This window comes from Brevibacillus sp. FSL L8-0520 (assembly GCF_037963895.1).
Lineage (GTDB): Bacteria > Bacillota > Bacilli > Brevibacillales > Brevibacillaceae > Brevibacillus > Brevibacillus borstelensis.
Genome location: NZ_CP150171.1, coordinates 3,737,382 through 3,749,522, shown reverse-complemented (window position 1 = coordinate 3,749,522; position 12,141 = coordinate 3,737,382). Strand labels below are relative to the sequence as shown.

Genomic DNA, 12,141 nt, shown 5'->3' with positions numbered 1-12,141 from the left:
AGCAGCTTGCTCCTGCCCATTTTCCTCCTCGCCGGCGGGATCTTGCTGATGATCCAGCCGCGAACCAAGCGGTGGCAAGCGCGTTTGCTCGCCCACTTCAACGGAAATGAACAAAAGGTCAAACAGAGAGCAAACACCTTCTTTTTGTTAGGGTTCGCGTTTATCATGGCAGGACTCGCCTTATTGTATCGTGTGACAACATGATAATCGCAAGAAACACGGCTTCGCCTTTCAGTGGCGAAGCTTTTTTTGCGCGGTGCCCATATTCTCAATGCGTACAAGCGGAAAAGAGCGGTTTGCACACAAAAAAAAGAACGTCGACTGTTGGATCGACGCCCATCTAGAAAGATAAAGGGAGTAGAGGTGTGAGAATCGGAATCCTACTGCTAGGGGGAGTAGAAATCCATTCACTCTTCTTCGAAAAAGAGTACCCACAAGCTAGTTTCCCCGTATAGAAAAAGCCTAAACCTCTTCGAGAAAAAATTGTAGAAATTTTATCCGCGTTTCTCCAGCGCAGCTTGGGCACTATGCGTACCAGCGACATATCCCGAGGAAAAAGCGATGGTAATGTTGTATCCGCCCGTATGAGCATGGACGTCCATCACCTCTCCCGCGAAGAAGAGTCCCGGCATCAGCTTGGATTGCATCGTCCGTGGATCGATTTCCTTGACGCTGACACCTCCACCGGTAATAAACGCTTCCTGCAAAGAAAGCGTGCCGGTGATCGTCAACGGAAACGCTTTGATCAACTGGGCGAACTCTCTCCACTGCTGTTTGCGCATGTGGCTCAGCGTCGTTTCTTCGGAAATGCCCGCCATGGACAAAAGAATCGGGATCAGTCTGTCCGGCAGATAGCCTTTGCAGACGTTTTTCACAGCCTTTTTGGGCTGCTCCTCCAACAAGCGCCAGCTCTCTTCGGCAACTTCGTCAAGATGCTTGTGAGGCATCAGGTCAATCGTCAGAGGGAGCGGGACCTGGCCGTGTTTCTTCTGGGTGACGGAGACATAGTGTCCCAGACGCAGGGCAGCAGGGCCGGAAATGCCAAAATGGGTAAAAATCATGTCGCCTTCCTGCGTACTGACCTTCTTTTTCTTTTTCGGATCATACAAAGTCAATTCCACTTCGCGAAGCGACAAGCCCTGCAGCGATTTGTCCCGGATAAAGGAATCGGCAGCAATCAGCGGCACTTCGGTAGGATACAGGTCGGTAATGGTGTGACCGGCATCCCGCGCCCATTCGTAGCCATCTCCAGTAGAACCTGTCTGCGGAACGGAGCATCCGCCTACCGCGATTACCACACAGGGTGCTTTCAGATGCTCGCCGCTTTTCAATAGCACGCCGTCCGTATGGCCGTTCTCGTACAGCACTTTCTCCACGGGACTGTTTAAGCGAAGCTCGACACCCTGGTTTTTGATCCGCTCGATCAGAGCGTTCGCCACCGTCACAGCTTTATCGGTGACGGGAAACATGCGCCCGCGGTCCTCTTCTTTTAAGGCAACGCCCAGCTCTTCAAAGTACCGGATAATGTCCTGATTGTTAAATTGAGAGAGTGCGCTGAACAGAAAGCGTCCGTTTCCGGGCATTTGCTTGATCAGCTCGTCCAGCTCCTTGGCATTCGTAACATTGCAGCGGCCGCCTCCGGAAATGATCAATTTGCGTCCGAGCTTGTTGCCCTTCTCCACCAGACAGACACGGGCCCCCTGGGAAGAAGCGGCAATGGAAGTCATCAGTCCGGCGGGACCGCCGCCAATGACGATGACATCGTAGTGACTAGCCTTCATCAGTTCTCGTCCTTTTTTCTTAGGGTATGATTGTACGTCTATTGTAGCACAGGAAAAGGAGCGAGCCTATTTTGCCCCGGCAAGCCTCTCACCTTGCAGCACGTCTTCAAGGGAACGCTTTTCCAGAATGTAAGAGGCGGTCGACTGCTGCCGGCAAATCCCGGTTACGATGTACCCTTTGGAAAAGTAGTGAGTGAACAGCTCGCGCGTGGCTTCCCGCCAGGCAGCGGCTGCTCCCATATCCGCCTGTTTGACGGCCTGGAAGTGCGCAGGAACAGGAAGCGACAAGCGCTCCTCCGATTGATCCAGATGTATTCCTGCTGGCTGCACGACACCGTTTTTCTCCTGATAGAAAAGGACGGCCGGAAGCCCGCTGGCGTCAGGTCGAACGCTTTTGCCGGCGTGGTGCTGCATGACGCGGTCGCTTGCGATATGCCAATCCAGTAAAAAACGGTCGGTCGGCAGACCCCGGTTCATATCATCTGCCAGTTCTCCGTAGCAGTTTGGAATATAGCGATGAACCACGCCGCCCAACTTGACCAGATTCAGGTAGGCATTGACCGTCTCAAGCGGGTCGTAGGTCCAGGTAATCCTTCGGTAGCCCTCCGCCAGTGCTTCGCTGCGCTGCATCCATTTCATCTGCACCCCCAGGCCTTGCTTCCGGTATTCAGGCAAAAAGCCGAGCATATGCGAGCAGAGATGCAGCTCCTGATCCGTGTAGCCGGGAAAGCTGTAGAGAAAGCCGATCATGCGGTCGCCGTCGAAGGCGCCAAGAAACAATCCGCCGAATTTGGCCAGTGTCAAGGTCATATGGCTAGGAACGACAGATGATTCGCTCCAGACTGCACTCTCCAGTTCCTCCAGCTTTTCCAGATCCGTTTTCTCTGCCAATTTTCGAAAGGTAATATTCATCGGCGTGCCTTCCTTTCCATTCCGTATCCATAGCATGTGACAGTTAACCATTCGCTCCGGGAATTCGGGATTCCTGCACATCGGGTGTTGCAGTACGGGATGGCAGGTTGCATCCCGGCAGTCCCTGATCAATAATAAAAGGGATGTACGAGAGAAGGGGGTACTGGTATGGAAAACCAGTTTCAATGGAACCTATGGAAGCGACTGACGGAAGCACCGGGCGTATCCGGCTTTGAAGGGCCTGTGCGCGCGATTATGCGGGAATACATAGGAGCATATACGGATGAGATTGTTCATGATCGTCTGGGAAGCATGTTTGGAGTCATGCGCGGCAACGAAAATGGACCGAAAATTATGGTCGCCGGACATATGGATGAGGTCGGGTTTATGGTCACCCGCATTTCGGAAAAAGGATTTCTGTCGTTCCAGACCGTTGGCGGCTGGTGGGGACAGGTTCTGCTTGCTCAGCGGGTACAGGTGATTACGCCGCAGGGAGCGATCGAAGGGGTCATCAGCTCGATCCCGCCGCATGTACTGAGCGACGACCAGCGCAATCGCCCGATGGATGTCCGCAACATGTACATTGACATCGGGGCCGATTCCCGCGAGGAGGCGGAAAAAGCGGGAGTTCGTCCGGGGCAGCAGATCGTTCCGGTATGCCCGCTCACCCAGATGGCCAACCCGCGACGGATCATGGCAAAGGCGTGGGACAATCGCTACGGCTGCAGCCTCGCTGTCGAGCTGGCCAAAGAGCTTCACGAGCATCGCGATCATCCCAATGTAGTCTATGTCGGAGCGACCGTGCAAGAGGAAGTCGCGGGTACACGGGGGGCCAAGACCGCGGCCGGCATGATTGACCCGGACCTGTTCCTGGCGGTGGACGCCAGTCCGGCGGGCGACATTCCCGGAGTAAGAGAAGGCGGAGGAAAACTAGGCGGCGGCGTTCTGATGCGGCTGTATGATCCGATGTACATCATGTCGCCCAACCTGCGCGATTTCCTCATCTCTGTCTGTGAAGAAGAAAACATCCCTTACCAGATCTACATCGCCAAAGGGGGCACCGATGCGGGCGTCGTCCAATATCATGGCACAGGGGTACCGTCTGCGGTGATCGGCATTCCGTCCCGCTACATTCACAGTCATGCGGCAATCATCGACCGGGATGACTATGAGGCAGCGAGGAAGCTTCTCTTTGCCGCTGTAAAGAGGCTTGATAAAGCGACATATGAAAGCATCCTGCCGCGATAGGGAAGGAGGAACAGGACGATGCAGGCCATAACCCTTTATGTAAAACAGCAGGGTGAACAGACCTCGTACGAGTACAACATTTACGATAACAAGTTTTCGCCGAGCAATCTGGCTGTGCGGAAAGTGTTGATGGCCATGCTGGAAAGCGTCCGTCAACGCCTGACCCATCTGGAAATCGAGTACAATGATCAGATGCTCGCTGACAATTGGGGGGCAAAGCGTTCTGCGGAGTGGCTGGTTTTTTTGGGGGCGACGCGAGACAGCATACGCGAAAACCGGAGCGGCGATGTGATTGTCAGCAGACAATTTCGGGCTCCGATGACGGCTGAGCGGTATGATTTCTTTTATACGCTGACCGATATTTCCACGTTTCCGCATTATCGGCTGCAGGAGAACGAGACAGACCGGATTGTGTTCTACTTCTCCCGCTATCTGCAGCTCATCGCGCCGCAGGAGGAAGCCGAAGCTTTTCTCGCAAAGTTGGAGGAGCTTCATCTTCCTTATAAATTAGTTCGTTTGGATTAAAAATTCCCGATTGCCAGCCCGGCGTCGAAAAACAAAAGCCATTTAGCCGTTTCCTTTGGCCAAATGGCTTTCTTTATGCTCAAAGCAGCAAAAGAGTATGGATTTCGCACATCCATTCAACTGCTGACGCGATGGATATAGGGCATTCCGTTTTTATCATGAATCCGGTCAATCATTTCAGTGACTCGCGAGATGTGGTGAGCATGGAAGAAGGTTTCTTCTGTCATGCACCGAAAAAAGGCAGCCACTACTTCCGGGCAAAATTGTGTACCGGCATTGCGAATAATCTCGTCGCAAGCTTTGGAATAGGAGAGCCCTTTTCGGTATGCGCGGGAGGATGTCATGGCATCAAACGAGTCTGCGACTGCGGCCACCCTTGCCAGCAGCGGAATTTCCTCGCCCGCGAGCTGATCAGGATACCCTTTTCCATCGTAGCGCTCATGATGATGGCGTGTTATGCATAAAATGGCGTCAATTTCAGCGGAGTTTTGCCTGCCTGCATCGGCGTACAGCCTTTTCAACAAAGCCTCGCCGCGTATCGGATGAGATCTGATAATTTCATACTCTTCATCTGTCAGGCGGCCCGGTTTTAGCAGTATGCTGTCCTCAATGCCGATTTTGCCAATATCGTGAAGAAGTCCGCCTGTGTACATCGTATCCAACGTTTTTTCATCCAGGTTCATGCTTTGGCCGATGACCCGCATGTAAAAAGCGACTCGCTGGGAGTGGCCCGATGTATACGAATCCCTTTCCTCCAAGGCGACGGCCAATGTTTTCAAAATGCCTTGATTGGTCTCCGCGAGCTGTTGGCCGCGCAGAGTGGAGCTGAGCAGCGCCTTGTCCTTCCGCTTCGTGTTATAAAAAAGAAATGCGGTGATCAGATAGCTGCCAAGAACCAATAAAACCAGTAAAGATTTCAACAAGGAAAGCTGATGGTAGAAGTCCGACTCGGCTGTGGTCAGGCTTACATGCCAGTCCCACTCGGGAAAATACCGTGCTACGGCGATTTTCGTGTCGCGCGTCTCGGTAGTCGGGTCCAATGACGGGTATGTAATAACGGTTTTTCCTTTATGCAGCACTTCACGAACAAGTGTCCGCCCATCAGCATCGGACAATTGAAACATGTTTTGCCCTTCCAGATGCGGGTGCACGAGCAAGTTGCCTTGCGAATTAAAGACGATAAAGGCATCTCCCGAACTCAAGGTCAGCTCCACATCGTTGGTATTGCGGGTTCCGTCCGGGAGCCTGGTTCCGGCCAACAATTTCTTGGCACTCTCTTGAGCCTCTGTGCGAGTTATCGAGTTGTCTTTGACCCGTTTGTCAAACAAGCTCAGTATCTGGAAGACGGAGTTCAACTGTCGGTCCATCGCTTGTACTTCGTTCTGGTAGTAGAGAAGCTTTGTCTGGGAGTAACCGAAGAACACGATTACGGAAAAGATGATAGGAAGCAACATAAGGAACAATGGATAAAGGCGCGTTATGGTCGTTTGCGTCGTTTTCGAAGGCAAGGCGCTACGTCCTTTCCGCAATTTGGTATTCTTCCTCCTCATAATAGGCGAAATCGCTTTAACCTTCAATAAATTCACGAATAATGTCGAAAAAAATAGAGGAAGGGATGGTGATCGCCATCCCTTTCAAGTCATGTAGAAGGGCGGTTTGGTCCCTCCAGTTTTTTATTCCCGTACCCCGGCTGATCATTTTGCACGGAACGAGGCTGTCTGTTGTCTTCGCTTCGTACCTCTTGGTTATTGGAGAAGCGCTTTTTCGATTCGTCCATCATGACCTCCTAGAAAATCCACTGCTGGCGGTTAGATGCCCGCCAGCGTGCAAACTGTCGATCCTGGATGTTGTCCTCAGCCTGTATGAGCAGAGAAGACAGGGGGATGCGCTGAAGCAGTTGCACCTTTTCCTCCTGAATGGGGGGACCATCTTGTTGTGTCCGTTCATCCATCTTTATTTGACACGCTCCTTTTTAGGCATAAAACGGGACTGGATCGGCCCTGCGGCCTCGCTTCCCTGCTTGTGACGCGGCATGGCGTAGAGAGCGAACAATCCCATAACGACAGCGAGAATGATTGTCGTAATGGCGTACACCACCCACGGATAGGGGCTCTTGACCCCGCCCAATCGCTCTACGAGTGTGCCGCCAACAGTTGTGCCGATGGCGGTGCCGATACCCGATACAAAGTTGGCAATCCCGAAATACGCCCCCAGCCATTCCTCTTTGGCAAAGTGACCGACGAGGCTGTCCTGCACAGGCATCAGAAGCATTTCCCCGATGATGAACAGGACGGCAGCAGCGCTCAGCGTGGCAAAGCGGTCCGCGAACCCGATGCCGAACAAACCGGCGCCTATCATCAGGATTCCCGCAACGAGCGATAAATACGGATTGATTTTCAGAAGCACAAAACGGGAAATCAGCCCCTGAAGCAGCACCACACTTACGGAATTGATCGTCCAGATCAGCCCGATCAAATGAGCGGAATGCAGCACGTACTCGCCGCGCAATGGCAGCACCAGCGTGAACTGGGCATAAAAGGCCCAGATCAATAGAGAGAGTCCGGAAAAGAGCAAAAAGCTCCGATGCCGGAAAATATGCCGGTACTCCGATAAGGGCGTGCGTTTGCAATCAGGTCCGACGCAGCGGTCGTTCGGCAGGGTAAACAGGATGCCGGCAGCAAGCAGCAAAAAAACAATCGAGGCCAAGACAAACGGATACAGATCCTTGGTGGTCATCCAGGTGATCGTCAGGCCCGCGATGATAATGCCGAGGTGAGCGAAAGTCCCTCTCCAGGAAAAAGCTGCGGTCCGCTGGGTGTTGTCTACGGTGTCAGCGAGCAATGCTTTGATTGTCGGTGCCAGAAATCCAACTCCCAGTCCGTTCACACCTGAGAAAAACAGCAAGGCGGCGTAGCTGTCGCTGTAGTGGTAGCCGAGCATCGCAACAGCCTGGAGCAGTGCTCCCGCCAGCATGATCGAGCGCCGGCCGAGACGGTCGGACAGAGGACCTCCCAAAAGGCTGCCCGCCTGATACGCGATACTGCCGACACCGAGAATGATGCCGACCTGTCCGAGAGAGAGGGCACGGGCTTTTTTTAGGAAAATGGGAAAGATCGGCACGATCAGAAAGGAGGCCAGGTGCATGAAAAAAACCAGGACGAGCAGCAGTGCAAATATTTTGTTCCGCCATAGCTTTCCTGCCGCAACGGTCATAGAGCCGCCTCCTCTTTCGTTTCGGCAATCTTCCCCTAGTATGCATGTTCCCGTAGCCAGTCTATGCACCCGAAAATAGGCGAGAGCGGAATTGAAGGGATAACAGGCTTTCGTCCAATCCAACGGGTGCCTCTCGACATATACCTATACTGTAAAAAAACTGTGGGCATACATGGTGCAAGGTTGCGTCAACAAGGAGGGACAAACGTGAGAGGCTTTTTTGCAAATCACGAAGGGTTTGAAGTAGTGATTTGGATTCTGGTGATCATCTTTCTCCTCTCCATTTTCTTCGACGAAGGGATCGATTAAAGGTGAGTGCATACCGTCCGATTCGCCGGTTAAACCGCTATTACAAAAGAAATGACGGGTTTCGATCCTGGGTTAAGGCTAATGAACAGTGGTTTCGGGAAAATCCGGAAGTATTCCAGCAGGTTCTGCACAATCCCAATATGGTCAATCTGTTCATGGATCTGATGATGATGAACTCCGCGCAAATTCAAAAGAGACTTCGGCGAATGAGGGGACGAGGGAGAAGAGGCTGAGGGCTGCATACAAAAACGGCGTGTCGCTGGCGGCATGCCGTTTTTGCGTGTGTGAGAGCCGTTTGGCTGGGAGCCATATAGCTAGGGACATATAGCTAGGGACATATAGCCTTTCATATTTGTCCAGCCTCCGGCGTAGGGATAGACTAACGCTGTCAAGCCGGAGGGATGGAGATGGGGCAGGTCATTTTAACCTTTTTTGTGGCGTACGGCATTGTGGTCGGCGGTTCCCTGTGCGGTGGATTGGGCGCTTTTTTAAATGAAAAGCCGCCGCTCTGGTCCATTCATGATTTGGCTGACCAATTGAAAATATGGGGCCTTGTAGGTGCCTTGGGCGGAACGTTTGACTCCTTTTTGCAGATCGAAAAAATCCTCGCGGGCAATTTTTCGCCTGTGTTCAAACAGCTTGTCATGATCGTTGTCGCCTTCCTCGGGGCACATATGGGGACGATTTCGATTCAATGGCTGGTCCAGGTGCGTTCATGAAGGTTATGTTGTGGAAGCGTTACGTAGCTCTCCTGCTCATAGGCGCCATTCTCGGCGGGTCGGGAATGCTGTTTATTTACGGCAGGGAAATGGAGCAGATGATGCTTGTCAAGCGCAGTCTGGAACTGCTGAACGAAAAGCTGATGGAGGAAAATCAGAGCTTGAAGCAGTCGGAAAAAGTGGCCCGGAGAAAACAAGAGGTGGTCATCGATGAGATTCGGGTCACCGTCCTGGATTCAAAGCTGCATGAAACGATTCAACTGCAAATGACAAGGCAGTTGGAAAAAGACTTGGCTTCCCTGAAAGGAAAAAAAGTCGAGCAGGTGGCAGAAGTCCAGGAGATGCTCCATGAAATGCTGCGGAGAAGAGAGTACATCATCGAAGGAACGATGGTCGAGGTGCGCGTCAAAACGGTGGCGATCAGCCGGATTCTCCACTTGTTCGTGACTGCTGAAGTAAAACGCGAGGATATATGAAGATCGGGAAATCTATTTTCGGCAGCGAAACTTTTATTGCGACCCGCCGTATAAAAGGTACAGAAGCTTCTCACTGCATGAAAAAGCAAGGCAATCGATGCGTTGGTAAGGGGAGAATGAGTCCATGTCAATGTTTAAAAAGCTGTTGGCAAGCGTAGGTATCGGGGCTGCCCAAGTAGATGCCCGCCTGGAGAACGATTCGTTGATCCCGGGAGAATGGGTAAGAGGTGAGGTCCACATCACAGGTGGCGATGTTGCACAGGATGTGGACGAAATTTATATGTACGTCGTCACGCATTATGAGCGCGAGGCAAATGATCGCAAGGTAAAGGAAGAATGCACGCTCGGCAAGTACCGTCTTTCTGAACGGTTCGTGCTGAACCCGAAGGAAAAGAAGGTCATTCCGTTTTCCTTCCAGCTTCCGTACGAGACTCCGCTTACGATGGGACGGCAGCCTGTGTACCTGCGTACCGGACTGGACATTAAAAATGCCATCGATCCGGGAGATTCAGACTTCATCGAGGTTCGGCCGCATCCGCTGATGGAAAAAGTGCTGGACGCGATTCAGTCTCTCGGCTTTCAATTATTCAAAGTGGATTGCGAATACAATCGTCATCTCGGGCGCTCTTACCCATTTGTGCAGGAGTTTGAGTTCCGTCCGACAGGCCCCTACCGCAGCCGACTGGAGGAGCTGGAGGCCGTCTTTTATTTGAAGGAGGGAGAACTGGAGGTTCTTCTGGAAATGGACAAACGAGCTCGCGGTTTTCTGGGAGCCTTTCAGGAAGCCTTCAATCTGGACGAACGCTACGCCCGTTTCCGGCTGACCCAGGCTGATTTGCATCGACCGGTCTCGGCGATTGCCGAAGGGATCGAAGAAATCATCCGTCGGAATATTCACTAGCAAAAGGCCAAGCCACGCTCTGAAAAAACCAATACGCATTTGACAAAAACACGCGGGAGTGTGAACGGCACCCCATTTGTTAGGCACAGCTAACATTTGGAGGTGCAGTTCAATTCCCGCGTTTTTATAACGATATGGGAGCTCGCCCACGGTCTGCCCAATCAATCATCCATGAAGAAGCGAACGGTTTGCAATCTTTGCTAACAATCTTCCGAACATCCGACAATCGAGAGCAGAATAAACAGCACCAGAATAAGACCGATACCGTTAAACCCGCCGCTCTTGAACAGACTACTCATGCAAGCATCCTCCTTTGTTTGAATGGGTTCCCTGCTATCGTATTTACGGGCGGGCCTTTCGGTGTTAGGGCGACTACCCATTTTGGGCGACAGGCCGCAGACTGGATCATTCTCAAGAACAATTGCTATTCTATTCGAAATATTATTGACAATGTTGAATCCCTTGACGTATGATTCGAAGTAATTGCATAGAGCGGATGACGATTGTGGGAGAGACCGGACCGAAGCGCCCGGCACCGAAGGAGCAAGTCCCAAAAATCCTTGGGAAAGAATCTCTCAGGTACAAGGTACCACAATTGGACGCACCTCTGGAGAGAGCGAACAGCCACCCAAGGGGAAGACTCCCGTGTCAGGAGTTAAACTCTCAGGTAAAAGGACAGAGGAGAGGTAGATTACGTGCTATCTATCTTTCCCCTGTCCTTTTTTGCGTTCGGGAAAGATGGGAGCCAAGGGAGGAATATCGATGAGCTTGCAGGATCACGACAAGGAAATTTTTGAAGCGATCGAAGCGGAACGCCAGCGCCAGCTCGGGACGCTGGAGTTGATCGCATCGGAAAACTTTGTGAGTCAGGACGTTTTGGACGCCATGGGATCGGTTCTGACCAACAAGTATGCGGAAGGCTATCCCGGAAAGCGGTATTACGGCGGCTGCGAGCACGTGGATGTAGTCGAACGCTTGGCGATCGAGCGGGTATCAAAGCTGTTTGGAGCAGCCTACGCCAATGTCCAGCCTCACTCCGGCGCACAGGCGAACACGGCCGTGTTCTTTTCGCTGCTGCAGCCGGGAGATACCTTCATGGGAATGAATCTGTCGCACGGTGGCCATCTGACGCATGGAAGTCCGGTCAGCCTCTCGGGAAAGTGGTTTAATGTCGTGGCATACGGGGTCCGCGAAGAGGATCACCTGATCGATTATGACGAAGTGGAAGCGATTGCCCGCCGGGAAAAGCCGAAGATCATCATCGCAGGCGGCAGCGCCTATTCGCGGACGCTTGATTTCGCCCGCTTTCGCGAGATCGCCGAGCAGGCAGGAGCAAAGCTGATGGTAGACATGGCTCATATCGCCGGCTTGGTGGCGGCGGGCGTGCATCCTTCGCCCGTTCCCCATGCTGACGTCGTGACAAGTACCACGCATAAGACGCTGAGAGGACCGCGCGGCGGCATTGTGTTAACGAATGACGAGGAGATCGCAAAGGGCGTAAACAAAGCGATATTCCCAGGTATTCAGGGCGGGCCGCTGATGCATATCATAGCGGCAAAGGCAGTCTCTTTTAAAGAAGCGCTGCAGCCCGAGTTCAAGAGCTACGCGGAGCAAGTGGTGAAAAACGCAAAGGCTCTCGCCGAGACCTTGCTCGAAGAAGGAGCGAGACTGGTTTCGGGGGGCACGGACAATCACCTGCTGCTTCTCGACGTTCGCGTCTTCGGACTGACAGGAAAGGAAGCGGAGCGGCTGTTGGAAGAAGCGGGCATCACTGTCAACAAAAACACGATTCCGTTTGATCCGGAAAGCCCGTTTGTCACCAGCGGGATTCGCATCGGCACTGCCGCTGCCACCACAAGGGGCATGAAAGAAGCGGAAATGAAGACCATCGGACGATCGATTGCTGCTGTTCTGAAAGGAAAAGGAGATCCGTCCGTTCGAGATACGATCAGTCAGTTATGTGCTGCCTATCCGCTTTACAGTCGCGCTTCAGTTTTGCGCTGACGGAGGCTGGCGATGATTTACAAATTGAGCAACCCGGCGGAAGTAAGCGAATT

The 12,141-nt window shown here is 52.6% G+C and carries 14 protein-coding genes and 1 riboswitch; of the genes, 8 read left to right on the top strand and 6 right to left on the bottom strand.

Annotated features, from left to right (window positions below):
• The first annotated feature begins 6 nt into the window (after positions 1-6).
• Positions 7-204, top strand: a complete 198-nt coding sequence (locus NSQ24_RS18810) for a hypothetical protein (protein WP_003389193.1) — start codon at positions 7-9, stop codon at positions 202-204.
• Positions 205-494: 290 nt separating this feature from the next.
• Here NSQ24_RS18810 and NSQ24_RS18805 read toward each other — a convergent pair whose 3' ends face one another.
• Together NSQ24_RS18805 and NSQ24_RS18800 are read right to left on the bottom strand one after the other, a co-directional pair.
• Positions 495-1,781: an NAD(P)/FAD-dependent oxidoreductase gene (locus NSQ24_RS18805; protein WP_003389195.1), complete on the bottom strand. Its 1,287-nt coding sequence runs from the start codon at positions 1,779-1,781 to the stop codon at positions 495-497.
• A gap of 66 nt (positions 1,782-1,847) precedes the next feature.
• Entirely contained in the window at positions 1,848-2,693 is an 846-nt protein-coding gene (locus NSQ24_RS18800) for a GNAT family N-acetyltransferase (RefSeq protein WP_003389196.1), read from the bottom strand.
• Between the two features lie 168 nt (positions 2,694-2,861).
• Between NSQ24_RS18800 and NSQ24_RS18795 the strand changes: the two genes are divergently transcribed.
• Together NSQ24_RS18795 and NSQ24_RS18790 are read left to right on the top strand one after the other, a co-directional pair.
• Entirely contained in the window at positions 2,862-3,941 is a 1,080-nt protein-coding gene (locus NSQ24_RS18795) for a M42 family metallopeptidase (RefSeq protein ID WP_003389197.1), read from the top strand.
• An 18-nt stretch (positions 3,942-3,959) separates the two neighbouring features.
• Positions 3,960-4,466, top strand: a complete 507-nt coding sequence (locus NSQ24_RS18790; protein ID WP_003389198.1) for a hypothetical protein — start codon at positions 3,960-3,962, stop codon at positions 4,464-4,466.
• A 116-nt stretch (positions 4,467-4,582) separates the two neighbouring features.
• Here the strand turns inward: NSQ24_RS18790 and NSQ24_RS18785 are convergent, their stop codons facing one another.
• The 3 genes from NSQ24_RS18785 to NSQ24_RS18775 all read right to left on the bottom strand — a co-directional run bounded on the left by NSQ24_RS18785 (position 4,583) and on the right by NSQ24_RS18775 (position 7,679).
• Positions 4,583-5,995, bottom strand: a complete 1,413-nt coding sequence (locus NSQ24_RS18785) for an HD domain-containing phosphohydrolase (RefSeq protein ID WP_003389199.1) — start codon at positions 5,993-5,995, stop codon at positions 4,583-4,585.
• Between the two features lie 110 nt (positions 5,996-6,105).
• A complete protein-coding gene (locus NSQ24_RS18780) occupies positions 6,106-6,243 on the bottom strand; it encodes a hypothetical protein (RefSeq protein WP_170208328.1) in 138 nt (45 codons plus the stop codon).
• 176 nt (positions 6,244-6,419) lie between these two features.
• Positions 6,420-7,679, bottom strand: a complete 1,260-nt coding sequence (locus NSQ24_RS18775; protein ID WP_339166362.1) for an MFS transporter — start codon at positions 7,677-7,679, stop codon at positions 6,420-6,422.
• 311 nt (positions 7,680-7,990) lie between these two features.
• On the opposite strand from NSQ24_RS18775, the gene NSQ24_RS18770 reads away from it, so the two are divergent.
• From NSQ24_RS18770 to NSQ24_RS18755, 4 genes are all read left to right on the top strand, one after another.
• A complete protein-coding gene (locus NSQ24_RS18770) occupies positions 7,991-8,221 on the top strand; it encodes a hypothetical protein (protein ID WP_035979042.1) in 231 nt (76 codons plus the stop codon).
• Positions 8,222-8,395: 174 nt separating this feature from the next.
• Complete coding sequence (locus NSQ24_RS18765; protein ID WP_003389202.1) at positions 8,396-8,707, top strand: YtrH family sporulation protein; 312 nt, start codon at positions 8,396-8,398, stop codon at positions 8,705-8,707.
• On the top strand, positions 8,704-9,183 hold the full coding sequence (locus NSQ24_RS18760) for a hypothetical protein (protein WP_031933106.1): 480 nt from the start codon (positions 8,704-8,706) through the stop codon (positions 9,181-9,183). Before NSQ24_RS18765 ends, NSQ24_RS18760 begins: the two co-directional genes overlap by 4 nt.
• Positions 9,184-9,307: 124 nt before the next feature.
• Entirely contained in the window at positions 9,308-10,084 is a 777-nt protein-coding gene (locus NSQ24_RS18755) for a sporulation protein (RefSeq protein ID WP_003389205.1), read from the top strand.
• Positions 10,085-10,284: 200 nt separating this feature from the next.
• Here the strand turns inward: NSQ24_RS18755 and yjcZ are convergent, their stop codons facing one another.
• Entirely contained in the window at positions 10,285-10,383 is a 99-nt protein-coding gene (gene yjcZ, locus NSQ24_RS18750; RefSeq protein ID WP_141334129.1) for a sporulation protein YjcZ, read from the bottom strand.
• 197 nt (positions 10,384-10,580) lie between these two features.
• Positions 10,581-10,686: riboswitch (glycine riboswitch) on the top strand.
• A gap of 160 nt (positions 10,687-10,846) precedes the next feature.
• Between yjcZ and glyA the strand changes: the two genes are divergently transcribed.
• Complete coding sequence (gene glyA / locus NSQ24_RS18745) at positions 10,847-12,088, top strand: serine hydroxymethyltransferase (protein ID WP_031933104.1); 1,242 nt, start codon at positions 10,847-10,849, stop codon at positions 12,086-12,088.
• Positions 12,089-12,141 lie beyond the last annotated feature (53 nt).